The sequence below is a fragment of the Actinomadura meridiana genome (assembly GCF_039537545.1).
Taxonomy (GTDB): domain Bacteria; phylum Actinomycetota; class Actinomycetes; order Streptosporangiales; family Streptosporangiaceae; genus Spirillospora; species Spirillospora meridiana.
Genome location: NZ_BAABAS010000006.1, coordinates 249,954 through 273,563 on the forward strand (window position 1 = coordinate 249,954; position 23,610 = coordinate 273,563).

Annotated in this window: 21 protein-coding genes; 16 read left to right on the forward strand and 5 right to left on the reverse strand. The window is 70.1% G+C overall.

Features of this window, described 5'->3' with window-relative positions; translation table 11 throughout:
* Nucleotides 1-218 precede the first annotated feature (218 nt).
* From ABD808_RS14450 to ABD808_RS14470, 5 genes are all read left to right on the forward strand, one after another.
* Complete coding sequence (locus ABD808_RS14450) at nucleotides 219-854, forward strand: hypothetical protein (protein WP_344895987.1); 636 nt, start codon at nucleotides 219-221, stop codon at nucleotides 852-854.
* A gap of 41 nt (nucleotides 855-895) precedes the next feature.
* The gene (locus ABD808_RS14455; RefSeq protein ID WP_344895990.1) at nucleotides 896-2,272 is read left to right on the forward strand and encodes an MFS transporter; all 1,377 of its coding nucleotides are present in this window, start codon (nucleotides 896-898) and stop codon (nucleotides 2,270-2,272) included.
* Between the two features lie 573 nt (nucleotides 2,273-2,845).
* Nucleotides 2,846-4,276 (forward strand): family 2B encapsulin nanocompartment shell protein, encoded by a 1,431-nt coding sequence (locus tag ABD808_RS14460; RefSeq protein WP_344895993.1) that lies wholly within the window; start codon nucleotides 2,846-2,848, stop codon nucleotides 4,274-4,276.
* A complete protein-coding gene (locus tag ABD808_RS14465) occupies nucleotides 4,273-5,676 on the forward strand; it encodes a family 2B encapsulin nanocompartment shell protein (RefSeq protein ID WP_344895996.1) in 1,404 nt (467 codons plus the stop codon). Before ABD808_RS14460 ends, ABD808_RS14465 begins: the two co-directional genes overlap by 4 nt.
* A gap of 25 nt (nucleotides 5,677-5,701) precedes the next feature.
* Entirely contained in the window at nucleotides 5,702-6,835 is a 1,134-nt protein-coding gene (locus ABD808_RS14470) for a family 2 encapsulin nanocompartment cargo protein polyprenyl transferase (RefSeq protein ID WP_344895999.1), read from the forward strand.
* 174 nt (nucleotides 6,836-7,009) lie between these two features.
* Here the strand turns inward: ABD808_RS14470 and ABD808_RS14475 are convergent, their stop codons facing one another.
* The 3 genes from ABD808_RS14475 to ABD808_RS14485 form a co-directional block, all read right to left on the reverse strand.
* Complete coding sequence (locus tag ABD808_RS14475; RefSeq protein WP_344896002.1) at nucleotides 7,010-8,047, reverse strand: ABC transporter permease; 1,038 nt, start codon at nucleotides 8,045-8,047, stop codon at nucleotides 7,010-7,012.
* Between the two features lie 226 nt (nucleotides 8,048-8,273).
* Nucleotides 8,274-9,797 (reverse strand): sugar ABC transporter ATP-binding protein, encoded by a 1,524-nt coding sequence (locus tag ABD808_RS14480; protein WP_344896005.1) that lies wholly within the window; start codon nucleotides 9,795-9,797, stop codon nucleotides 8,274-8,276.
* Nucleotides 9,794-10,936, reverse strand: coding sequence for a sugar ABC transporter substrate-binding protein (locus ABD808_RS14485; RefSeq protein ID WP_344896008.1), 1,143 nt, complete (start codon nucleotides 10,934-10,936; stop codon nucleotides 9,794-9,796). Before ABD808_RS14485 ends, ABD808_RS14480 begins: the two co-directional genes overlap by 4 nt.
* 281 nt (nucleotides 10,937-11,217) lie before the next feature.
* Here ABD808_RS14485 and ABD808_RS14490 point away from each other — a divergent pair, with 281 nt between their 5' ends.
* From ABD808_RS14490 to ybiA, 8 genes are all read left to right on the forward strand, one after another.
* A complete protein-coding gene (locus ABD808_RS14490) occupies nucleotides 11,218-12,036 on the forward strand; it encodes an IclR family transcriptional regulator domain-containing protein (protein WP_344896011.1) in 819 nt (272 codons plus the stop codon).
* A gap of 453 nt (nucleotides 12,037-12,489) precedes the next feature.
* A complete protein-coding gene (locus ABD808_RS14495; protein ID WP_344896013.1) occupies nucleotides 12,490-14,988 on the forward strand; it encodes a sensor histidine kinase in 2,499 nt (832 codons plus the stop codon).
* Between the two features lie 6 nt (nucleotides 14,989-14,994).
* Nucleotides 14,995-15,372 (forward strand): DUF742 domain-containing protein, encoded by a 378-nt coding sequence (locus ABD808_RS14500; protein ID WP_344896015.1) that lies wholly within the window; start codon nucleotides 14,995-14,997, stop codon nucleotides 15,370-15,372.
* Nucleotides 15,353-15,946 carry a GTP-binding protein gene (locus ABD808_RS14505; protein ID WP_344896017.1) on the forward strand — a complete coding sequence of 198 codons (594 nt, stop codon included), beginning with the start codon at nucleotides 15,353-15,355 and terminating at the stop codon, nucleotides 15,944-15,946. Before ABD808_RS14500 ends, ABD808_RS14505 begins: the two co-directional genes overlap by 20 nt.
* 24 nt (nucleotides 15,947-15,970) lie before the next feature.
* A complete protein-coding gene (gene galT, locus ABD808_RS14510; protein WP_344896019.1) occupies nucleotides 15,971-16,969 on the forward strand; it encodes a galactose-1-phosphate uridylyltransferase in 999 nt (332 codons plus the stop codon).
* A 68-nt stretch (nucleotides 16,970-17,037) separates the two neighbouring features.
* A complete protein-coding gene (locus ABD808_RS14515) occupies nucleotides 17,038-17,901 on the forward strand; it encodes a hypothetical protein (protein WP_344896021.1) in 864 nt (287 codons plus the stop codon).
* A 95-nt stretch (nucleotides 17,902-17,996) separates the two neighbouring features.
* Entirely contained in the window at nucleotides 17,997-19,097 is a 1,101-nt protein-coding gene (locus ABD808_RS14520) for a LacI family DNA-binding transcriptional regulator (RefSeq protein WP_344896023.1), read from the forward strand.
* Between the two features lie 357 nt (nucleotides 19,098-19,454).
* Entirely contained in the window at nucleotides 19,455-19,982 is a 528-nt protein-coding gene (gene ybiA, locus ABD808_RS14525; protein WP_344896025.1) for a riboflavin biosynthesis intermediates N-glycosidase, read from the forward strand.
* Nucleotides 19,983-20,118: 136 nt separating this feature from the next.
* Here the strand turns inward: ybiA and ABD808_RS14530 are convergent, their stop codons facing one another.
* Nucleotides 20,119-21,111, reverse strand: coding sequence for a Fic family protein (locus ABD808_RS14530; protein WP_344896027.1), 993 nt, complete (start codon nucleotides 21,109-21,111; stop codon nucleotides 20,119-20,121).
* Between the two features lie 339 nt (nucleotides 21,112-21,450).
* Here ABD808_RS14530 and ABD808_RS14535 point away from each other — a divergent pair, with 339 nt between their 5' ends.
* Nucleotides 21,451-21,576 carry an NADAR domain-containing protein gene (locus tag ABD808_RS14535; protein WP_344896029.1) on the forward strand — a complete coding sequence of 42 codons (126 nt, stop codon included), beginning with the start codon at nucleotides 21,451-21,453 and terminating at the stop codon, nucleotides 21,574-21,576.
* Here the strand turns inward: ABD808_RS14535 and ABD808_RS14540 are convergent.
* Nucleotides 21,566-22,228: an ATP-binding protein gene (locus ABD808_RS14540; RefSeq protein WP_344896033.1), complete on the reverse strand. Its 663-nt coding sequence runs from the start codon at nucleotides 22,226-22,228 to the stop codon at nucleotides 21,566-21,568. The two genes, ABD808_RS14535 and ABD808_RS14540, sit on opposite strands and share 11 nt — an antisense overlap.
* Nucleotides 22,229-22,459: 231 nt before the next feature.
* Here ABD808_RS14540 and ABD808_RS14545 point away from each other — a divergent pair, with 231 nt between their 5' ends.
* A complete protein-coding gene (locus ABD808_RS14545; protein ID WP_344896036.1) occupies nucleotides 22,460-23,329 on the forward strand; it encodes a helix-turn-helix domain-containing protein in 870 nt (289 codons plus the stop codon).
* Nucleotides 23,326-23,550 carry a DUF397 domain-containing protein gene (locus ABD808_RS14550; RefSeq protein WP_344896038.1) on the forward strand — a complete coding sequence of 75 codons (225 nt, stop codon included), beginning with the start codon at nucleotides 23,326-23,328 and terminating at the stop codon, nucleotides 23,548-23,550. The genes ABD808_RS14545 and ABD808_RS14550 overlap by 4 nt, the downstream gene beginning before the upstream one ends.
* Nucleotides 23,551-23,610 lie beyond the last annotated feature (60 nt).

Genomic DNA, 23,610 nt, shown 5'->3' on the forward strand with positions numbered 1-23,610 from the left:
TGTTAGGGTTTCGATCGGCCACCCGCCGGTCAGGGATCGCGGGGGCCCGCACGATCATGTTGGGGCGGCGCCGTGAGCGGCGCGAGCCCGTACCGTCCCGGCCGCCGGAGCCCCGCCATACCGGTGGCACCCGGGGGCGTCCCGAACGAACGGCGATGGAACGTCGTGCCACCGCCCGGTCGTTGTCCTCGTTCCCAGCCGAGTGGAGGAGAAGACGAGTGCGAATTCCCAAGCGCGTCAACGCCGTCCTGGACTGGATGGAGCTGCACCATCTCGCGCTTGGAGTGGTCGTCGCGCTGGCCGTGGTCGCGCTGACCGCGACGCTGGCGCCACGGTCGGTCGGCATCCCGGTCGCCGCCTTCATCCTGGGGCTGGCCGCCGGTGGTTTCACCGTGCATGTCCGAATGAGCCGCCGTGTCGCCCGCGCCCGGGCCGACGTCGACAACCTGCTGCGTGAGAACGGCGCGCTGCGGCACCGCAACACCGTCCTCACCAGCGGCGTCATCACCCGGGAGGCGCAGGAGACGCAGGCGCTGATGTCCATTCCCGAGGACGACCTGCCCCAGGACGACGTGGACATCGCGGGGCGCGGAGACACGCGGGCCAACGCCACCATCGACGACCTGCTGGACGGCGGCGACCCGCAGAGCACCGACGAACTCCCCGACGACCTCACCGGCGAACCGGACACCGCCGAGAACGACGTAGAGAAGGCCGCCGAGCAGGACGCCGCGAAGGACGTCGAGGCGGACGATCCGCAGCGCACCACCGTCCTCCCCACTCTGCCGGACGACACCGACATCGCGGCGAAGAAGGAAGCCAGGCGCAGGGGGCCCCGCCCGCGCCGCCGTTAACTTCGCTGATCTTCGGGCAGATGTTGCCCGTGGAAACGCCAGTGAACGCGGGAGCGCAGGACGACCGGGGCGACGAGAACGACCAGGGCGGAAGCGATCTGTCGGCCGTCCACAAGGCGGTCGTCGCCTCCGCGATCGGCAACTGCGTCGAATGGTTCGACTTCGGCGTGTTCAGCGCCGGGATCATGACGTCGATCATCGGCACGGTGTTCTTCCCCGACGAGGCGTCCGGCAGCGCGTCGCTCCGCTCGTTCGCGCTGATCGCGGCGGCGTTCCTGGCCCGCCCGTTCGGCGGCATGTTCTTCGGCCCGATGGGCGACAAGCTGGGCCGCAAACGGGTGCTGGCCACCACGATCATCCTGATGTCCAGCTCGACGTTCGTGATCGGCATCCTGCCCGGCTACGGCGCGATCGGGGTGGCCGCGCCGCTGCTGCTGCTCCTCGTCCGGCTGGTGCAGGGCTTCTCGACGGGCGGCGAGTACGGCGGCGCCGCCACGATGATCGCCGAGTACGCGCCGACGCACCGGCGCGGGTTCTTCGGCAGCTTCCTGGAACTCGGCACGCTCACCGGCTACATCCTCGGCGCGGGACTCGTCCTGCTGATGGACCTGGCGCTGAGCGAGGGCGCGATGCACGGCTGGGGCTGGCGCATCCCGTTCCTGCTCGCGCTGCCGCTCGGCCTCGTCGGCCTGTACGTCCGGACGCGCATCGAGGACACCCCGACGTTCCAGGCGATGGAGGAGGCGGGCAAGAAGGCCCAGTCTCCGCTGAAGGAAACCCTGGAGCACTACTGGCGCGTGATCCTGATGCTGATCGGCATCGTGTTCCTGCTGAACGTCGCGGACTACACGCTGCTGACGTTCATGCCGTCCTACCTCGTCGACTTCCTCGACATGAACGACACGACGGCGCAGCTCATCACCATCGGCGTGGAGGCGGTGATGATCACGGTGATCGTGCCGCTCGGCGCGCTGTCGGACCGGATCGGCCGCAAACCGCTGCTGATGACCGCCGCGATCGGGTACATCGTGCTGTCCTGGCCCGCGTTCGCGCTCATGCAGACCGACAATCCGGTCGGCGTCGCGCTCGGGTACGCGATCGTCGGCGGGCTGCTGGTGCTGATCCTGGCGGTGATCGCGGCGACGTTCCCGGCGATGTTCCCGACGAAGGTCCGGTACGGGGCGTTCGCGATCGGCTACAACATCTCCACGTCGCTGTTCGGCGGGACGGCGGCGGTGCTCGTCGGCTCGCTGATCGACGTGACCGGCTCCAACTACATCCCCGCCTACTATCTGATGCTCGCCGGGCTGGTCGCGCTGCTGCCGATCATCAAGACCCCGGAGACGGCCGGGGTGCCCATCGAGCAGGCCGGGCACGAGTACGTCCCAGAACCGGCCGGCTCCGCCGCGAGACCCTAGTCCGCCGGTCCACCCTCGTGGGCGAAGCGCCGCCGGGCCCAACCCACCAGCGCGCCCGCGACAACGAGTGCGGTACCGGTCTCGATCGCCAGCGCGGTCCAAACCATGGCCACTGGAAGCCTCCCCTCAGATTCCGCCGGGCCGTCCTTCTCGAACCGACCCGATGCCTTCCTTAGTGCCAACGCAAGGGGAAGGTCGATTTTTCCTTACCCGTCCCGATAAGCCGGGTGATTCGCCCCACGTTGTCCTTCGGGGGGCGACCCCCCGAGCCCCCCGGCTGCGCGGCACGGGTCTCCTCACTCCGCCAGCGCTCCGTTGCGGGGACGCGGCGCGCCGGGTATCCCCGCTCCGCTCGCAGAGCTCGCTCCACGTGAAAGCCCGCACCCCTGTGGCCCGGGTTCAGGCCCGGGGTGCCGCCGGGGCTCTTACGGGCTGGTGCGACTTGTGTGGCTGTGTGGCAAAGAAGAGATGGAGGCGGCGCCGATGTGATCGATCAATTACCGTCTGTAGCCTCACGCTTGGCCGGGCCCGGTCGTAAACCTGACAGACCCGCGACGAATCGGTGGTGTGGACGTGACGGAACAGCAGGACCAGCAGCAGCATGAGCAGCCGCAGTTGAGCCTCGGTACCTCGGCGGCACGGAACCTGGCGACCACGACCAAGTCCGTGCCGCAGATGCAGGGCATCACGTCGCGGTGGCTGCTGAAGTTGCTGCCCTGGGTACAGGCGTCCGGAGGCGCGTACCGGGTCAACCGGCGTCTCACCTACACCCTCGGCGACGGGCGCGTCACGTTCGTGACCACCGGCGCCGACATCCGCGTCATCCCGCGCGAGCTGGGCGAACTGCCGCCGCTGCGCGGTTACGAGGACGACCTCACGCTCGACGCCATCGCGGGCCGCTTCACCCAGCAGGAGTACGAACCCGGGGACGTCATCGTCGAACGGGGGCGTCCCGTCGACCGGGTCATCCTCGTCGCGCACGGCAAGCTCAGCCGGATCGGCGCGGGCGAGTACGGCGCCGACTCCGTCCACGGCACCCTCGCCAACGGCGACTTCACCGGCGAGCAGGCACTGCTCGGCACGGCGGAGGGCGACGAGCCCGTCCAGTGGGAGTTCACGCTCAGGGCCCTGACGGCCTGCACGATCCTCAGCATGAGCGAGACCGACTTCCAGGAGACGCTCGGTCAGTCGTCGTCGCTCCAGGCGCATCTCGACGAGTACCGGGCCGGTCCGACCCTCTCGCACAACGAGCACGGCGAGGCGGCGATCGACCTGGCGTCCGGGCACCACGGCGAGCCCCTGCTGCCCGGCACGTTCGTCGACTACGAACTCGCGCCGCGCGAGTACGAGCTGAGCGTCGCGCAGACCGTCCTGCGCGTCCACACCCGCGTCGCCGATCTCTACAACGAGCCGATGGACCAGATCGAGCAGCAGCTCCGGCTGACCGTCGAGGCGCTGCGCGAGCGCCAGGAGCACGAGATCGTCAACAACCGCGACTTCGGGCTCCTGCACAACACCGACCTGTCGCAGCGCATCCACACCCGGTCCGGGCCGCCCACCCCCGACGACATGGACGAACTGCTCACCGTCGTCTGGAAGGACCCGGCGTTCTTCATCGCCCACCCGAAGGCGATCGCCGCGTTCGGACGCGAGTGCAGCGCGCGCGGCGTCTACCCCGACAGCGTCGACGTCGGCGGGCACAAGATCCCCGGCTGGCGCGGCGTGCCGATCTTCCCGTGCAACAAGATCCCCGTCAGCCGCACCAAGACCAGCTCGATCCTGCTGATGCGGACCGGCGAGGAGGCGCAGGGCGTCGTCGGCCTGCACCAGATCGGGCTGCCGGACGAGTACCAGCCCGGCCTGTCCGTCCGGTACATGGGCGTCGACGACAAGGCGCTCATCTCGTACCTGGTCAGCGCCTACTACTCGGCCGCCGTGCTCGTGCCCGACGCGCTCGGCATGCTGGAGTCCGTCGAGATCGCCCACGGCGGTGCCACCTCGTGACCGAGACGCAGCCCGCCCCGGCCGGATCCGCCGACGAGCCACGGTTCTCGCTCGGCACCCGCGCCGCCCGAAATCTCGCCACGACGACCAAGTCCGTCCCGCAGATGGCGGGCATCACCCCACGGTGGCTGCTGCGGCGGCTGCCCTGGGAGCGCGCCGACGCCGGTACGTACCGCGTGAACCGCAGGCTCACCTACCAGCTGGGCGACGGGTTCGTCTCGTTCCTCAACGACGGCGCCGCCATCCGGGTGGTCCCGCCGGAGCTGGCCGAGTTGCCCGCGCTGCGCGGGTTCACCGACGCCACGCTGCTGGACGTGGTCGCCGGACGGTTCGTCCAACACGAGTACGAACCCGGCGACACGATCGCCGAGTCGGGCGGCCCCGCCAACGCCGTCCATCTGATCGCGCACGGCAAGGTCGAGGTGACCGCGCCGGGGGAGTACGGCGCCGCCGCCCGGGTCGACATCCTCGCCGACGGCCGGTTCTTCGGCGACCGCGCCCTCCTCGGCGACGGTGCGGCGTGGGAGCAGACGTTCCGCGCGCTGACGCCCACGACCGTCCTGACCCTGTCGCCGGAGGCGATCGAGGAGCTGACCGACGCACACGACGGGCTGCGCGCCCACCTCGCGCAGTACCGGGACGCGCCCGTCCCGCCGCAGACGCGGCACGGCGAGGCGGCGATCGACCTGTACGCCGGGCATGACGGCGAACCGATACTGCCCGGCACGTTCGTCGACTATGAGGCGTCGCCGCGCGAGTACGAGCTGAGCGTCACCCAGACGCTGTTGCGCGTCCACAGCCGCGTCGCCGACCTCTACAACGACCCGATGAACCAGATCGAGCAGCAGCTCAGGCTCACCATCGAGGAGATCAGGGAACGCCAGGAGCACGAGCTGATCAACAACCGTGACTTCGGCCTGCTGCACAACGCCGACCTGCGGCAACGCATCCAGACGCGCGGTGGCCCGCCCACCCCCGCCGACATGGACGAGCTGCTGGCCCGCCGCCGCAAGACACGGTTCTTCCTGGCCCACCCGAAGACGATCGCCGCGTTCGGCCGCGAATGCACCCGCGTCGGCATCTACCCGGGGACCGTCGAGGTGGACGGCCACCACGCGCAGGCGTGGCGCGGCGTCCCGATCCACCCCTGCGACAAGATCCCGATCACCCCGACCGGGACCAGCTCGATCCTCGCGCTGCGCACCGGGCTCGACGACCAGGGTGTCATCGGTCTGCGCCGCACCGGGATACCGAACGAGGCCCAGCCGGGCCTGTCGGTCCGGTTCACCGGCATCGACGACAGGGCGATCATGTCGTACCTGGTGAGCGCCTACTACTCGGCGGCCGTGCTGGTCCCCGACGCGCTCGGCGTGCTGGAGAACGTGGAGATCGCCCGCTAACGGAGCCGGAGGAGAGGGGGGCGCCATGCCCGTGTGGGGAGACGACCTGGGGGTCCTGCGCTGCGACCATCACCCGCCGCCGGACGATCCCGAGCCGGGCGCCTCCCCACCGGGCGGGCGTGAACCGGGCGGCGCCCGGTCGGCCGCCGAGATCCTCGCCTGGAGCCGCGGCCTCCTCGACCCCGCCCTGCGGGACGCGGTCGAGACCCTGCCCGGCACCATGCGCGGCATCGCCGCGTTCCACTTCGGCTGGCTCGACGAGCATGGGCGGCCCGCTTCCGGCGCGTCCGGCAAGGCGATCCGTCCCGCGCTCGCGCTGCTGGCGGCACGGGCGGTGGGCGGCACGGCCGAGTCCGCGCTGCCCGCCGCCGTCGCCGCCGAACTCGCGCACAACTTCTCGCTGCTGCACGACGACGTCATGGACGGCGACCTCACCCGCAGGCACCGCCCGACCGCCTGGACCGTCTACGGGACCAGCGCCGCGGTGCTGGCCGGGGACGCGCTGCTCGCCGCCGCGTTCGAGGTGCTCGCGGGGGAGGCGCCCGGCGGCGCGTCCCCGGCCCTTCCGGGTGCCGTCCGGGCCCTGGCCCGCGCCGTCATCGAACTGGTGGAGGGCCAGAGCGCCGACCTGGCCTTCGAGGAACGGGGCGACGTAACGCTCGACGAATGCGTCGCCATGGCGAACCGCAAGACCGGCGCCCTCCTCGGCGCGTCCTGCGCCCTCGGCGCCGCCTACGGCGGCGGCACCCCCGACCAGACCGCCCACCTACGCGCCTTCGGCGAGCGCCTGGGCTTGGCCTTCCAACTGGTGGACGACCTCCTGGGCATCTGGGGCGACCCGGCCGCCACCGGCAAGGCCGTCCACGCAGACCTCCATACCCGAAAGAAGTCCCTACCGGTCGTGGCCGCCTTAACCTCCGACACCCCCGCCGGAGCCGAACTAGCACACCTCTACCTCCGCGACGAGCCCCTGACCCCCGCCGACGCCGCCCACGCCGCCACCCTCATCGACGCCGCGGGCGCCCGCACCTGGGCCGCCGCCCACGCCAACACCCTCCTCACCACCGCCCTCGAAGACCTGACCGCCGCCGCGCCAACACCCGTCCCCGCCACCGAACTCAAAACCCTCGCCCACCTAGTAGCAACCCGCAACCACTAACCCCACCCCGGCCCGTCGTTCGTCTTCTTGGGCGGGGTGCGGGGGTGGCAGTTGGTCGATTGTTTGTTCGAGTAGAGTGCTCTGACATGCGGGTTTGTGGTCGTGATCACGTGCCGTTTCTTTGTCCGGAAGGGCATCGGACCTACCAATGCCTTGAGTGTTGGGACGAGCGCGTCACGACGAAGTGCTACCTGCCGCATCATGTCCGCGACGGCGACGGGTCAGAAGGGTCGAGACGGCCACCGCGATGATCAGGGCGGCGCCGTTGAAGACGGCGGGCACCCATTCCGCCGCGCCCGCGAGGGTCAGGCCGCTGACCGAGACGGCGACGAAGAGGGTGCCGACGACCGCGCCGAGCACGTTGTAGCGTCCCGGGTCGATCGCCGTGGCGCCGAGGAAGACGGCGGCGAGCGCCGGGAACAGGAGGTCGACGCCGCTGTTGACGAGCCCGCCGCCGTTGCGGGCGGTGAGGATCACACCCGCGACCCCTGCGAGGCCGCCCGAGATCGTGAGCGCGGCGAAGGTCAGCGCCGTGACCGGGATGCCGACGAGCCGTGCGGCGGACGCGTTGCTCCCGACCGCGTGGAGCCGCCGTCCGAAGGTGGTGTGGGCCAGCGCGAACCAGCAGACGGCGGTCAGCACGGCCACCAGCCAGATCACGCGGGGGAGTCCAAGCCAGGTGAGGGACCCGAAGTCGCGCAGTGGGCGCGGGATGCCGCGAACGAGGTCGACCCCGTGCGTGTACCACTGCACCAGGCCCGGCAGCAGCGTGGCCATCCCGATCGTGACGATGAAGGCGTTGAGCCGCAGCACCGCGACGAGCACGGCGTTGACGAGGCCGACGAGTATCCCCGCGCCGACGCCGCAGACCACGGCGAGCGCCAGGGGAAGGTCGTGGTTCGACATCATCGCGGCGCAGACGATGGACGACACGAGTGACGTCGCCGCGACGGAGAAGTCGAACTGGCCGCACGCGAGCGGGAAGACGGCGGCGACGGCGAGCACCGAGACCACGGCGATGCTCCCGAGCACCGACTGGACGTTCGCGCCGGTGGTGAACGCCGCCGAACTCGCGGGCAGGACGCTGAAGAACGCGACCACCCCGCCGAGCAGCAGGACGAGCCCGTACCGCTCCGCGAGGGCCCCCATCCGCACGCCCGGCGCGGCGGCGACCCTCGACGTCGCCGGTTCACGCACGCTGGTCTCGCTCATGATGCCCCGCCTTTCCGGGAGACCCCGCCGAGCCCCCTGGAGGGGACACTCCAAGTTCCTTGCTCCGCTGCGGTCATGACGCCTTGCCTTTCTGGGGCGCGTCCCACAGTCCCCTGGAGAGGAGACGCCAAGGTCCTCGCTTTGCTGCGGTCATGACGCCCTGCCCTTCTGGGAGGCGTCCCCCAAGCCGTCGGAGGGGAGGGCCACGGTCCTTGCTTTGTTGCGGTCATGACGGCTCCTGGTCCGCGTAGGAGCGGGTGACGATGTCCGTGGCGGAGATCTCGGGGCCGGTGAGTTCCGCGGTGATTTGTCCGGCCCGCAGGACCAGGACCCGGTCGCACAGGTGGGCCAGTTCTTCGACGTCGGACGAGGCGACGAGTACGGATGTGCCGCCCGCTGCGACCGTGCGGACGCGTTCGTAGAGGTCGGCGCGGGTCATGACGTCTACGCCCTGGGTTGGTTCGTCCAGGAGGAGGAGTCGGGGGGCGCGCTGGAGCCAGCGGGCGACGACGGCCTTCTGCTGGTTGCCTCCGGACAGGCGGGTCACCGGTTGGTCGGGGCCCGTGGTTTTGATCCGCAGGTCGTCGATGACGTCGGTGGCGACGGCCCGTTCGCGGGCGCGGGAGAGCCGTGCCCAGCGCACGTGGCGCGGGAGGGTGGCGATGGTGATGTTCCGCGTCACGGACTCGTCGGGGAACAGGGCGTCGGCGAGGCGGTTCTCGGGGACGAGGGCGACCCCCTGGCGCATGGCCGTCCTGATCGACGTCACGGATGTGCCGTCGATTGTCAGCGTCCCGGATCTTGGGCGGACGGCACCGAAGATCGTCCGCAGGAGCGTGGAACGGCCGGATCCGAGCAGGCCCGCCAAGCCGACGATCTCCCCGGCGCGGATCGTCAGGTCGATGCCGTCGACGCGGCCTGCCGACAGCTTCCGGGTTTCGAGCACCGGCGGAGAATCTTCTGCCGCGCGGGTGCGGCTCCGTTCGCCGTAGAGGGTGCCGAGGGATCGACCGGCCATGAGTTCGGCTAGGCCCAGTCCGTCCAGTTCCCGGGTGTCGCGGGTGGCGGCGACGACGCCGTCGCGCAGGACGGTGACCGAGTGGGCCAGCGACAGTACCTCGTCGAGTCGGTGGCTGACGTAGAGGATCGTCTGGCCCTGCTGGGCGCGTCTGGAGAGGCCGTCGAGCAGGACGTCCACCTCGTGGTGGGGGAGGCTCGCGGTCGGTTCGTCGAGGACGAGCACCTGGTCGGGGTCGTCGTCGGCCAGGGCGCGGGCGATCGCGACCATCGTGCGGTCGGCGGGACGCAGCGCCCGGACGGTCGCACGCGGGTCGACGTCCACCTCGAAGCGGGACAGGAGCGCCGCGGTTGTGGCGTGCAACTCTCGCCACGCGATACGGCCGCCGATCTTCGGGAAGCCTCGGGTGAACGCCATGTTCTCGGCGACGGTCATGTCGGGAAGCAGGCCCAAGTCCTGGTGCACGAATCGCAACCCGGCGTCCCGGGCGTGGGCCGGGGTGAACCCGAGCAGTGCGGTCTCGGCGCGGTCGGGACGGCTCAGCGTGCCGCCGTCGGCGCGTTCGATCCCGGCCAGGACCTTGATCAGCGTCGACTTGCCTGAGCCGTTGCCTCCGGCGAGCGCGTGCACGCGGCCCCGGACGAGGTCGAAGGACACGCCGCGCAGGACGGGCGCCGTCCCGTACGACTTGGTCACGTCCGACAAAGTGAGCGACGAGGCGTGGTCGGTCACCGCCCCCACGCCCGCAGGTAGGCGGTGCGGAAGTCGACCGGCGCCCGGTAGGGGCCCGCCTTCGGCAGGTTCACGCCGGTGTCGACGATCTGGAAGCCCATGCCGGACGGCGCGGCCCGTTCCCCGGCGAACGCCCGGATGAGGGTGTCGATCGCCGCCCAGCCGTACCAGTCGATCGGCTGTCCGATCGCCGCGCTCTGGCCCTGTTCCTGCCGGATGAGGCCGAGGTTCGGCGGCAGCCCCTCGCCGCCGATCAGCTTCACGTCGGCGCGGCGGGGCGAACCGGCGACGGCCTGGCCCGCGCCCGCGAGGACGAGCGAGTCCAGCGGGACGGCGACCCAGTTCGCGTCCGGGTTCTTGAGCAGCGCCGATTCGATGATCTGCCGGGTGTCGCCGAACGTCCGGTGCGTCACCTCAACGGTCTTGACCTTGCAACCCGCGCAGGTCTTCATGCCGCGCTGGAAGCCCTCGTGCAGGGCGGCGCCGATGTTGGTGCCGGTGAAGTTCAGCTCGATCACGGTCGCCCTGCCGCCGGAGCGCGCCTTGACCCATTCGGCGCGGGCCTCGCCGATCGCCTGCTGGTAGGCCTCGTTGGTGCGGTACTTCTCGGACGGGACGACCGACTCGGTGAACAGCTTCTCGCCCGTGGCGCTCTCGCCGGTGTCGCAGTCGAAGCCCCAGAAGTCGACCGTCGTGATCTTCGCGGCGCGGGCCTCGCGCAGCGGTTCCTTGACGGCCGCGCAGTCGATCGCCTCGGTGACGATCGCGTCCACCCGGGCCGCGACGCCCTGACGCACGCAGCCGGAGAAGGCGCCACCCGCGTTGAGCTTGCCGTCGCAGACCTGCGCGGTCCAGCCGACCGCCTCGGCGGCCTTCTTCGCGGCGTCCGCCCCGGTCTGGCAGCCGATGGCGCTCTGCCCGCAGGACACGATCCAGACCTTCTTGCCGCCCGCGACCGCCGGGGCCTTCGCCGGAGGACGCCCGTAGGTGTCGGTGCCGGTCAGCGCCCCCAACGCCGCCGTCGTGGTGCTGCTCGTGGCGTCGCCGGACGACGATTCCCCGGACGATCCGCAGGCGGCGAGCGCGAGGGCGAGCGCGCCGATCGCGGCGGCCCCTCGGATGCGGTGTATGCCTGCCACTGTCGTACCTCCTGGATCTTGCCCGCGCCGTGCGCGGGCTCGTCGGCCCAGGCAGTCCGGGAGCGGCCCGGTCGGGTTCAAGGACCGGGCGGTCGGCCGTGGGGTGTCCGCTGTTCGTACAGCGGCGAGTTGTTCGCAGTGCGGTTGAAGGTAAGTGGCGCCCAGCGCGAGTGTCAAGGGTGACCAGGGATAACCCCCTGCTGTTCCGCAGTGCGATGGTGTCGTACAGTTGTGCGGCAGACGGTTGTGATCGGCGCGTGCCGCGTCCGGGAGAGGTGTGTATGTCGCGCGACAAGACCGGCCCCGACTTCGTGGAGGCGCTGGCCCGCGGGCTCGACGTGATCAAGGCGTTCGGGCCGCTCCAGCGTCCGCTGTCGCTGACGGAGGTCGCGGGCGAGACGGGGCTGGCCCGCGCGACGGCGCGCAGGATCCTGCTGACGCTTGAGCAGCTCGGGTACGTCCGGTCCACCCCGGCGGGTTTCCTGCTCGCGCCGCGCGTCCTGGAGCTGGGCGTGGCCTACACGCTCTCGGCCGGTCTGTGGGAGATCGCCCAGCCGCACCTGCGGGAGCTGGTCACCGCCACCGACCAGGCCGCGTCGGTCGCGCAGCTCGACGGGGCGGACGTCCTCTACGTGGCGCGCGTCGCGGTCCCGAAGGTCGTCGCGACGGTCATCAACGTCGGGACGCGGTTCCCCGCCCGCAGCACCGCGCTCGGGAAGACGCTGCTGTCGGCGCTCGGGCCGGACGACCTCGCCGCCGCCCTCGCGACGCCGTCCGGGTCGTCGACCTCGGCGTTCCGGGAGCGGCCGATCGGGAACCTCGACGACGAGCTGCGCGAGATCCGGTCCCGGGGGTGGGCCGCGACCAACGAGGAGATGTCGCCGGGCGTGCGGTCGATCGCCGCGCCGATCCGGGACGGCGACGGCGAGGTGATCGCCGCCGTGAACGTGAGCGCACTCGTCGCCGAGGTCCCCCGCGACCGCATGATCGAGGAGTTCCTGCCGCTGCTGCTGGTCGCGGCGAGCGAGATCGGACGCGACTACGCCCTCGTCCGGAACGCGCCCCAGGAGGTCGTCCGGGCGCGCTCGGCGGCACGGTAGCGGCGGTTCGTCCTCGCGCTAGTACGGCACTGTCGCGCTAGTACGGCAGGACGCGGCCGGACGGTGTACGGAGGTCCAGGTCCGCGTGCCTGGCGCGGCGGTTGGACAGTCGTCTCCGGGTTCTGATGCGGCTTCGGGCCTTCATGGGTGCCTCCGGATGGCGGTGGCCGGGTGACACCAGAGAGTTCCCCAAAATTTCGTAAAATCACCTTTTGTAACAGGGTGCTTCTGCCGGAAACGCGGAGTGTTCGTCGCATGGGGAACACGTTCGGTCACGATGGGCTGTGATCAGGGCCTTGTGGAACGTTTACACATACGAAACGTGATGATTCGGAAACTCTCGACACACGACGGCGTGCGGTTCTAGGCTCTCCTGGGTTTCCCGCGCCGCCCGCCGCGACCGTCGTCCGTCCGAGCGAAAGTTCAGCCGAAGTGCCAAATCGAGGCCGCCCCATGGACTCAACCGCCGGCCGTCGGCGGACGTCCAAGGCCGCGCGACTGCGCTCCATCCGCTTCAAGGTCGTCCTCATGGTCACCGTGTCGGTGGTCTCGCTCGGTGGGCTGTGGGCGTTCGCCGCGAGCATCGCGCTCGGGGAGGGACTCACCCTCCGGCACGTCGAGACCCTGCGCGACCACTACGGCGACCCGTCGGGCGAACTCGGCGGCGCCCTGCAAGCGGAAAGGCGGCTGACACTGGTCTATCTCGGCGGCCACGCCGCCGCCGACCGGACGGCCTTGGAATCGGGCCGGGCGGCCACCGACCGGCAGGCCGACCTGTTCCGCCGCCTCGCCGCCGACAAGGGAGCCCGCGACGCGGCGCCCGCCGACACCCTCCGCCTCGCCGACCAGATCCTCGGCGAGCTGGACGGCCTGGCCGCCGAACGCCGCGCCGTCGACACCGGCAAGACCGACCGCGACCGCGCGTTCGCCGCCTACACCGCCCTGCTCACGGACGTGGGATCGCTCCAAAGCTCGCTCGCCACCCTGGACAACTCCGAGGTCGCCAAGGACGCCCGCAACGCGGCCGCCCTCACCCGCGCCAGGGAGGCGCTCGCGCAGGAGGACGCCCTGATCGCCGGGATCATCGCCGCCCGCCGGATCACGCCCGCCGAACACGCCAGGTACATCCAGCTCGTCGGGACGCAGCGGGCCCTCTACGGGTTCGCGGCGGCCGAGCTGCGCGCCGCCGACCGGGCCCGCTACCAGCGGGTCGTCTCGACGCCCGACCACGACCGGCTGCGCGTGCTGGAGGACCGGTTCGTCGCGTCCCCCCGGCTGATCGTCCCGCCCGGTCGTCGCGGCCCCGCCACCAGCGTGCTGTGGAAGAACATCTCCGACGCGAACCTGACCGCCCTGCACGGCCTGGAACGGACCATCGCGGACGGCGCGAAGAAGCGCGCCGAGCCCATCTCCGACCGCATTATCACCCGGATCGTGCTGGCGGGCGCGATCGGGCTCGCAGCCGTCGCCCTGTCGCTCGTGCTGGCCGTCTGGGTCGCTCGCAGCGTGATCCGGGAACTGGCCCGGCTGCGGCGGGAGGCGCTCGACCTGGCCGAGGTCAGGCTGCCCGGCGTGATCCGGCGGCTGCGGCGCGGCGACGAGGTCGACGTCGCCGCCGAGGCACCGCCGCTCGCGTTCGGCAGCCGCGAGATCGACGAGGTAGGCGAGGCGTTCAACGCGGCCCGGCGGACGGCGATCCAGAGCGCCGTCGAGGAGGCCGCGCTGCGCCGCAACGTCAGCGACGTCTTCGTCAACCTCGCCCGCCGCAGCCAGACGCTCCTGCACCGCCAGTTGAAGTTGCTGGACGCGATGGAGCGCCGCATCGAGGCCCCGGGCGACCTGGAGGACCTGTTCCGCGTCGACCACCTCGCGACCCGGATGCGCCGCCACGCCGAGGGCCTGATCATCCTGTCCGGGCAGGCGCCGGGCCGCGGCTGGCGCAGCCCCGTCGCGATCGTGGACGTCGCCCGCGCCGCCGCGTCCGAGGTCGAGGACTACACGCGCGTCGACGTCGCGCCGATGAGCCGCGCCGCGATCGTCGGGCCCGCCGTCGCCGACGTCATCCACCTGCTCGCCGAGCTGATCGAGAACGCCACCGCGTTCTCGCCGCCGCACACCGCCGTCCAGGTGCAGGGCCAGTCCGTCTCGCACGGCTTCACGCTGGAGGTCGAGGACCGCGGGCTCAGCATGGACGAGCAGAGCCTCGCCACCGCCAACGAGCGGCTCGCTACCGCCGCCGGGTTCGACCTGTCCGACAGCGGCAGGCTCGGCCTGTTCGTCGTCGGACGGCTCGCGCGCCGCCACGGCATCAGGGTCACGCTGCGGACGTCGCCGTACGGGGGGATGACCGCGATCGTCCTGCTGCCCGACAGCCTCGTCGTCCCGGACGACTCCCCGGCCCCGCCGGTCCCGGTCGGCGCGGTCGTGGACGAGCCCGCCACGCGACCCGGGCTCGACCAGCACGGGTCCGTCCTGCAACTCCCGCCGGTGCGGCAGGCGCCGCCGGACGACGACCCGGCCGCCAGAACCGGCCCCCTCCCGGTGTTCGAGGAACCAGCACAGGGCCCCGTGCCGATGCAGCGACAACCGCTGCCGTCGGCGTGGGGCCAACCGCCGTCCGCCGAACCCGAACCCGCCGAACCCGCCCCTGAGTCAGCGCCCGAGGTGCCCGCCAAGCCGGGCATTCCGAGGTCGCCGCGCGACGTCCGGCCGCGTCCAGCCAGCGCGGGCACCACCGGACGGCCGCCGCTGCCGAAGCGCGTCCGGCAGGAGAACATGGCCGCCCAGTTGCGCGAGGTACCCCTCTCGGCACCCGTGCCCGAACCCGATCCGGAAACCGAACCCGAGCCGCATCCCCGTCGGACGCCCGAGGAGCAGCGGGACATGATGTCGTCCATCCAGCAGGGCACCCGCCGCGGCCGCGCCGAAATCCTGGGCGACGAGGATATGTGACGGACCATGACCGGTCCCGGTGCCGAATGGCTCGATGAGGAGGCAGGGCCGCTCGTCCGGTCCTATGCGATCACGCGGGGACGGGCGCGGCCCGCGACCGGTGAACCGTTCGACATGATCACGATCATCTCGACGGCGGCGCGGCCCCGGTCGGGGTCGCCCGGTCTCGGTCCCGAGCATCTGGACATTCTGGAGATGTGCCTGCGGCCGCAGCCCGTCGCCGAGGTCGCCGCGCGGCTGGGGTTGCCGCTGGTGGTCGTCCGGGTTCTGCTGGGTGATCTGTTGCACCATCGGCTGATCACGGCCGTCCGGCCGCGGCCGGAGAGCGCGCTGTCCAAGGAGCACCTGTTGAGGGAGGTGCTCAATGGCCTCCAGGCGCTCTGACCGGACGGCTCCCGTGGCGATGAAGATCCTCGTCGCCGGGGGGTTCGGGGTCGGGAAGACGACGCTGGTCGGGGCCGTCAGCGAGATCCGGCCGCTCCAGACCGAGGAGCTGCTCACCGCCCGGAGCGTCGGCGTCGACGACACCACGGGCGTCGAGCAGAAGACCACCACGACGGTCGCCATGGATTTCGGCCGCATCACCATTCGCGACGGGCTCGTCCTGTACCTGTTCGGAACGCCTGGGCAGGACCGGTTCTGGTTCATGTGGGACGAGCTGTCGCACGGCGCGCTCGGCGCCGTCGTGCTGGTCGACACGCGACGGATCGCCGACTGTTTTCCCGCCATCGACTACTTCGAGAACCGCCGCCTGCCGTTCGTGATCGGGGTGAACCGTTTCGACGGCGGCGACGCCTACACAGCCCAGGAGATCCGGGACGCGCTCACCCTCGGCGACCATGTGCCGGTCGAGTTCTGCGATGTGCGCGACCGCGCGTCCGGCAGGCAGGTCCTGACCACGTTGGTGCGGCACCGGCTGGCCGTGCACCGGGCGGAACGGAACTCGTCCGGCCCGTAGGCGCCCGGTAGGCTCGCGGGGGAGATGCACCGGACACGTGCGCGACTGTCGGACGGCCGTGAGATCGTCTACTACGACGAGACGCCGGGCCGGGCTCCCGTCGCCGATCCGCGTGGGCTCCCGCCGGTCGAGCCGCGCTGCGAGATCCGCCGCGACCCGCTGACCGGCGACCCTGTCACGATCACCGCGCACCGCAACGCCCGGACGTTCCTGCCGCCCGCCGACCGGTGTCCGTTGTGTCCTGGCGGGCCTGATTCGGAGATTCCTGACGCGTCGTATGACGTCGCGGTGTTCGAGAACCGGTTTCCGTCGTTTCATGGGGTGGGGCGCTGCGAGGTCGTGTGTTTCACCGACGACCATTCCGCGTCCATGGCGGTGCTTTCCGTTTCCCGCGTCCGGACGGTCATCGACGCCTGGGCCGACCGGACCGCGGAGCTGACCGCGATTCCGGGTGTCGAGCAGGTCTTCGTGTTCGAGAATCGGGGCGTTGAGATCGGTGTGACCCTGCATCATCCGCATGGGCAGATTTATGGGTATCCGTTCGTCACGCCCCGCACGGAACGGATGCTTGCGCGGGCCGGGGCCCATCCTGGGTTGTTCGGGGAGGTGTTGGCGGCCGAACGTGCCGGAAGCCGCGTCGTCCTGTCCGGTGCGCATTGGACGGCGTATGTGCCCGCCGCCGCGCGCTGGCCTGTTGAGGTGCATCTGATGCCGCACCGGCATGTCCCCGACCTTGCCGCGCTCGATCCTGATGAACGCGATGAGCTGGCCGTCTTCTACGGCGACCTGCTGCGCCGCTGCGACGCGCTCTACGACACGCCGCTCCCTTACGTGGCCGGATGGCATCAGGCGCCCGCCGGTGCGGGACGCGATCTGCTGCGCCTCCATCTGGAGCTGTTCTCCGTCCGGCGCGCCCCCGGCAAGATCAAGTATCTGGCCGGGTCGGAGTCGGGGATGGCCGCGTGGCTCAACGACGTCCCGCCGGAGGAGACGGCCGCGCGTCTCCGTGACGCCTTGATCTGATTACCGCTGGGTAGCGGTTTCGCCACTCCGTGGGAACGATCTCAGTCCGGTGCCCTAGCCTCCGAGCCATGCCGGAAAGCGTGCAGGCGTCCCCGCTGGCGGACGGGTCGTTCGACGGCGTCGCCGCCACCGCCGAGGGCCCGCCGCTGGCCTTCGCGTCCCGGACGTCCCATGGCGTGAACACAGGTCAGGCGTGGGACCTGACGACCCGTACCGTCCTCGGCCCGCCGATCCCCGACTTTCCCGCCGAACGCGCCGAGTGGACGTTCGGCGTCCCCGCCGGTTCGCCGATCGTGGCGTGGACGCACCGCGACCGCGTCCATGTGCACGACCTCGGCACCGGTCATGAGCTGGTCTTGGACGGTCAGCCCGATCTGCTCGGCCTCGCCGTCCACTCCGGCCGCGCCGCCGTCGTCGCTGTTTTCGGCCCGGCGCGCGATGCCGAGTTCGTCGTGTGGGACGCCGCGACCGGTGACCGGCTGGCCGAGTTCGTCCTCTGGCTCGGACACCGCACGGCCATCGACCGGTCGCTGTTGCATGCCGTCCCGGCTAGCGGCCCCTTCGTCGCTCTGACCGGCGGCGCGGACGCCGTCGTCCTGGACGTGGAGCGCGGCGGAGACATCCCCATCACGACGCCGGACGGCCTCATCATCCTCCAACCGGACGGGAATGACCTGCACGTCCTCGGCACGGATGCCGTCCTCACCGCCCCCGGCCCCTGCGGACCGGCGACGGCCGCGCGCACCGGCCGCCTCCTGGTCGCCGCCGTGCTCCGCGACGACCCGTCCACCGTGCTGGCCTGGGCGTCCACGGCGCGGGCCCCGTCCCACCTCCTCAAGGTCACCGCGCCGGTCAACGACCTCGCCCTCGCCCCGGACGGGACGCTCCTGACCGCCACCGACGAGGGGCTGTTCACGTCTCGGCTGCCTTGACGAAACAGCTGGAAAGCGCTTTCCGTAGTAGTGTGGTAGCGCGGTGCGGTCATCGGTTCCGCGGGGGGAGCCGCCGTGCCGGTGACGGAGGGCGCATGGCTGAACCGGCGCACCCGGCTGTTCCGGGGGGTGTGGGGGGTCGTCCCCCCACAAGGAACCGGTCCGGCGGCCGGGCGTACGTCACCTTGCAGGACGTGGCGCGGGAGGCAGGCGTCTCGCTCGCCACCGCGTCCCGCGTCCTCAACGGGACGTCGCAGGTCAGAGCCGATCTCCGCGAACGGGTGCACGCCGCCGCCGCCCACCTCAGCTACACGCCGAACGCGCACGCGCAGGCGCTCGCCAGCTCGTCCAGCACCTCCGTCGGGGTGGTCTGCCACGACGTCAGCGACCCGTACTTCGCCGCCATCGCCCGCGGCGTGATGCGCACCGCCGCCGAACACGGCGTGCTCGTGATGCTGGCCAGCACGTTTCACGACCCGTCCCGCGAGGTCGAGTACGTCGCGATGCTGCGCGCCCAGCGGGCCCGCGCCATCCTGCTCATCGGCTCCGGCTTCGAGGACCGTGGCTGGGAGCGGTCGATGTCCGCCGAGTTGGACCCCTACCAGCGCACCGGCGGGCGCGTCGCCGTCCTCAGCAGGCATCGCGGTCTGCGGGTCGACGCCGTCCTGCCGCGCAACCGGGAGGGCGCCGCCGCCCTCGCCCGCGCCCTGGTCGACCTCGGACACCGCGATTTCGGGGTACTGGTCGGCCCGCGCGCCCTCACCACCGTCTCCGACCGGCTCGGCGGCTTCACGGAGGCGCTCGCCGAAACGGGCGTCCGGATCCCGCCGCGCCACATCGTCGAGGCGCCCTTCACCCGCGACGGCGGCTACGCGGCCGCGACCGAACTACTCCGCCGCGACCGCCGCCCGACCTGCGTGTTCGCGGTCACCGACATGATGGCGATCGGCGCGCTGGCCGCGTTCCGCGACCACGCGGTATCGGTGCCGGGCGACATCTCCATCGCCGGTTTCGACGACGTTCCGGTCGTGCGCGACCTGACCCCGTCCCTCACCACCGTCGCGCTCCCGCTGGACGCGATGGGCGAACGCCTGATGGGCCTGGCCCTCCGTGAACCGTCCACCCGCCGCAGCCGCGTCGAACGGATCTCCGGCGAGGTCGTCATGCGGGCCAGCACCGCCCCGCCCTCGGCATAGAAAACCCGCCCGGAGTTCCGGACGGGTCCCGATCTATCGGCCGAGGCCGTCAACGCGCGGCACCCTCACGCGCCTCAGCGTCCGCGGACCGCTCCGAGTCCGTGTCCGCCGGTCGCCGCTCGGGCCACACGACGATCTTGGTGCGACGAGGGTTCGCCAAGGGGTTGCTCATTGTTACCGATGTCCTCCTGTTCGGACCGGAAAGGGAAATGTTCTCGATGCCCGCCCGGTTCCGCAAAATGGTCTAGACCGCGTGCCCTCCCCGGCCCGCGACACAACTCCCAACATCATGACCGACGCCCCCATTCCCGATCAAACCGCTCGCCGTCCGTCCCCCTTCCTGGCACAGTCGTCCTCATGGACGTCGCCGAACTGCTCAGCCTCCAGAACTCGGGCACCCGCCTGAAGTTCCTGTTCTTCTGGGGCCACCAGAACCCGGGCCTCGGCTACCTGAGCCAGTGGTGGCCGTCCCCCTTCACCGTGGACGGCACCGTCTACGCCACCGCCGAGCACTACATGATGGCCGAGAAAGCCCGTCTCTTCGCCGACGAGAAAACGGCCGCCGCCGTGATCGAGGCCACACATCCCCGCCGCGCGAAAGACCTCGGACGCCGCGTCCGAGACTTCGACGAGCAGACCTGGCGGGACAACCGCGTGGCCATTGTCACCAAAGGCAACGAGAACAAATTCGGTCAGAACAAGGAACTCCTCGACTACCTCCTGGGCACCCGCGACCGAATCCTCGTCGAGGCGAGCCCCCTGGACCGCATCTGGGGCATCGGCCTGACCGCCGACGACCCGAGCGCCGAACAGGTGGCGTCCTGGAAGGGTGAGAACCTCCTCGGCTTCGCCCTGATGGCAGCCCGCACCACCCTCACCCCCTGACTCTGCTCGGCGCGAAACTGTCCGAGTGGCAGCGTGGACGGTGATGGCGGGTGTATCCCGCCCTCCGGCTCAACGGCAGGACCCCACCGAGCCCGACACCGAAGGCAGGGTTGTCCCGCCCTTGCCTGGACCTATCTCACCCCTGCCTGGGCTTTCGCCGGTGCCTTGATTCGCGGTAGGCGTCCACGGCTTTGCGGGAACTGCGCCATGTCCCATCGGGGCCCTGGAACGCCTCCAGTCGTCCGCGTTGTGCCGCCTGCCGGAGAGCGGGAAGCGAGAACTCCTCACCGACGAGCGCCGCAAGGGGAACCATGCGGGCCAGCCCTGCCACGTTGGGCACGATGAACCGGTTCAGATTGTCGTACATCGCTCGGGCGATCAGCTCACCCAACGCCCCAGGGTCACCGGCGTCGGCTCGCTGCATCGCTGTCAGGTAAGCGTCCCGCTGCCTCTTGAGGATGATCACGGGCGGGTACCCCAGCCGCACCAAGATCAGGTTCAGGACCAGTCGGCCGACTCGGCCGTTCCCGTCAATGAACGGATGCACTTGCTCGAAGGAGTTGTGCAACCGTGCCAGGCGCTCCGGAAGAGGCGGGCTGTCTTCACTCGTCCCGGCACCTTCGCCGAGCAGGCAGACTTGCCCGATCCAGTCATCCAGGCGAGCCGGGACAAGCGTCCAGACCGGCGGCGCCATCCCGGCGGAGAACGGTTGTATGTCGTGCTCGCGGAAGTTTCCCGGTGACTCACGCTCGTTGGCATCTGGATGCGGCGCAACGTCCCAGACGGGCGTCATGGCCATGTGATGGATCTGGCGCACTTCTCCGACCGTCAGGAGCCGTCCGTCGTGCCAGTCTCCGGGTTCGAGCGCCTGCTGGTACACCCACCGTGCGGCATCGGCATATCCACGGACCTCGTTGTACTCTTTCAGCGACTTCGCGCCAACTGCTCGACCTTGATCCAGGAGTAGCTCCACCTCCCGCAACACCAGCGTGTTCCCTTCCAGCGCGGTCGAGTTGTGAGCCTCCAGATGCCAGATGTCATCCCAGATCGCCATGGCCTCGCGTGGATCCGGCAAACCGCCGAACCGTTGGCGCAACTCCGCCAAAGCCTTGTCAAGCCGCTGGTACACGACCGCCCTGCTCGGCCTTCCCCTGCCCATGTCGAACCCCCGCACCTCCAGGGCCGACCATGCGACAGGGCGGTCCCAACAAGTTGATAACCCATCCGCGAAGCTAATTGAACTTATCAAGTATCGGCCTCGACGTGAGCGGAAAAGGCGATCACGACACCCCCGGCGAACGCCCGAGGCGTCGGTCCCGCCTGGGCCAGAGCCAGACGACATCCAGGCTCGCCTGGTGCGATGCCGCGCGGCCCGGCGCCGCCCAACAGACCATCAGCGTTGACCGTGGACCGAGCACCTCGACTACCTCCTCAACACCGGCGACCGAATCCTTGTCGAGACGAGCCCTTGGACCGCATCTGGGGCATCGGCCTGACCGCCGACGACCCGAGCGCCGAACAGGTGGCGTCCTGGAAGGGCGAGAACCTCCTCGGCTTCGCCCTGATGGCAGCCCGCACCAATCTCACTTCCTGACGGGGATGGCATCCAGTTGGCGGACGATGTGTTCGGCGGTCTCCTGGAGGTCGATGAGGGGACGGCGCAGGTAGCGGTCGGGGCCGTCCTGCCAGCAGAAGTGTTGCGGATGGACCCACACGTTGAGGCCCGGCAACACCAGCACGGACACTCCGTGCACGTCGCTGGTCCGCATACCGGGGAAGCCACGCCGCGTGATGCAGAGCAGAAGGCATTGCGCGGCCGTGGCGGGGTGCACTCTGAGTTCACGGCCCGGCCGAACGCGGGGGATCGGGAGCGCGAACCAGACCGCCTTGCCCGAGACGGCGGGTTCGGCGACCCGTGAGCGGGTCAGGTCACAGCCCCATCCGGCGGTGAACTCGCCGACAAGCCCGAGACCCTTGCCGTGATCGTCGAGCAGATCGCCGTTGGACGGCTGCGGCAGCGCCTTCCGCGCGCCGTCGAAGACGGAGACGACGAGTTGCGGCGCCGGGACGGTCCGCGCCCAGACCCACAGTTCCGGCGGCGGCCCGCCGTGCTGGAGCGCGTTCGTCGCGATCTCGGACACGGCCAGTTTCCCGTCCTCGATCACGTCCCGGCCCAGCCCGAGCCCGTCCATCGTCTGGTGCAGAAGCCGCCGCGCCAACGCCGGTCCACGCTCGTCCTCCGGCAACCGCCACGCACACGCCCCACCGGGCGTCAGCCTCTGCGGGCAGGGACCCCCCAACGAAACCACCTCCATCGCCAGGGCCACACCGAAAGCGACATTTCAGTCACTCTCCGTACGTGGCCGGGATCATATGGTGCTTCCTTGAGATGTGACCCGCAACCGTTTCAAAGAAAATATTAAAGATCATCATTGGGAGATCCTTCAAACGGCTTGAGAGATGACTACGGAGCGGGCATGCTCGATCACATGACAGCAAGGCCGCCTACGATCCGTGAACGCCGTCTCGCTGGCGAGTTGCGGAGACTTCGAGAGAGCACGACACCGTTAAACCTGGAGGAGGCCGCTGAGCGGCTTGGTTGGAGCAAGACCAAGCTGTCCAGGATCGAAAATGCGCTTCGAAGGGTCACCGCTGCTGAGGTTCAGCAGATTCTCACCCTCTATGGGGTGTCCGGACCGCGTTTCGATGCCCTCGTTGACTTCTCCCGGACGACGAGGCAGCGCGGTTGGTGGGACATCTACGAGAACAGTCTGCCGACGGACTACGCCACCTACATGGGCCTGGAAGCTGAAGCCGAGTGGCTGAACTCCTACACGATGGGCCTCGTGCACGGTCTGATGCAGACCGATGACTACACACATCACGTGGCTAAGTCGATCTTGATGCGGTTCTCGCCGACATCGGAGGTGGAACGCCGCGTCACGGCTCGCATGGCGCGACAGAAGGCCTGGGCAGAGCGCGAAGACCCAACCCGACTCTGGACCATTCTGGACGAGACGGCGCTCCATCGCGTCATCGGCGGTCCGGGGGTGATGCGTGACCAGTACCGACGCATCATCGAGTTGACCGAGCAGCCGAACGTGATGTTCCAGATCATGCCCGTCGCGGCCGGGGGCCATCCCGGTGTCGTGGGCAGCTTCGCCGTCTTGGGCTTTCGTGAGCGCTTCACGCCGAACGTCGTGTACGTGGAGAACATGACGAGCGCCCTCTACATCGAGGATGAGAAGGAGGTGCACACGTACTCGCTGGCCTTCGAACAGATGGCGGCCATGGCACTGAGCCCCGAGGAATCAGTGGCTATGCTCGAACGGCTGGTACGACAATGAGCACATGGAGGGACAAATTGTCCAGCCACCCAGTCGATCGGGCCGTCTTCCGCAAGAGCAGCTACAGCGAGGGGGCCAATGGTTGCGTTGAGACCTGCGTCCGAGACTCGCATCACCTGATCCGGGACTCCAAGAACCCCGGAAGGGGTTCCCTGACCCTAGAGCGGGACGTGTGGGCCGCTGTGGTGTCGCAGATCAAGCAAGGCGCGTACGACCTCTGATCCAGACTCGCGTCCACGGGTTCAGCGCACACGCCGCACCTCGGGTTGAGGTGCGGCGTG

Excerpts from the sequence above, each read along its gene's own strand:
- galT (WP_344896019.1), top strand. The coding sequence starts at position 15,971 with ATGCACCGGACACGTGCGCGACTGTCGGACGGCCGTGAGATCGTCTAC.
- ABD808_RS14495 (WP_344896013.1), top strand. The coding sequence starts at position 12,490 with ATGGACTCAACCGCCGGCCGTCGGCGGACGTCCAAGGCCGCGCGACTG.
- ABD808_RS14545 (WP_344896036.1), top strand. The coding sequence starts at position 22,460 with ATGCTCGATCACATGACAGCAAGGCCGCCTACGATCCGTGAACGCCGT.
- ABD808_RS14550 (WP_344896038.1), top strand. The coding sequence starts at position 23,326 with ATGAGCACATGGAGGGACAAATTGTCCAGCCACCCAGTCGATCGGGCC.
- ybiA (WP_344896025.1), top strand. The coding sequence starts at position 19,455 with ATGGACGTCGCCGAACTGCTCAGCCTCCAGAACTCGGGCACCCGCCTG.
- ABD808_RS14505 (WP_344896017.1), top strand. The coding sequence starts at position 15,353 with ATGGCCTCCAGGCGCTCTGACCGGACGGCTCCCGTGGCGATGAAGATC.
- ABD808_RS14475 (WP_344896002.1), bottom strand. The coding sequence starts at position 8,047 with ATGAGCGAGACCAGCGTGCGTGAACCGGCGACGTCGAGGGTCGCCGCC.
- ABD808_RS14490 (WP_344896011.1), top strand. The coding sequence starts at position 11,218 with ATGTCGCGCGACAAGACCGGCCCCGACTTCGTGGAGGCGCTGGCCCGC.
- ABD808_RS14515 (WP_344896021.1), top strand. The coding sequence starts at position 17,038 with ATGCCGGAAAGCGTGCAGGCGTCCCCGCTGGCGGACGGGTCGTTCGAC.
- ABD808_RS14500 (WP_344896015.1), top strand. The coding sequence starts at position 14,995 with ATGACCGGTCCCGGTGCCGAATGGCTCGATGAGGAGGCAGGGCCGCTC.
- ABD808_RS14520 (WP_344896023.1), top strand. The coding sequence starts at position 17,997 with ATGGCTGAACCGGCGCACCCGGCTGTTCCGGGGGGTGTGGGGGGTCGT.
- ABD808_RS14470 (WP_344895999.1), top strand. The coding sequence starts at position 5,702 with ATGCCCGTGTGGGGAGACGACCTGGGGGTCCTGCGCTGCGACCATCAC.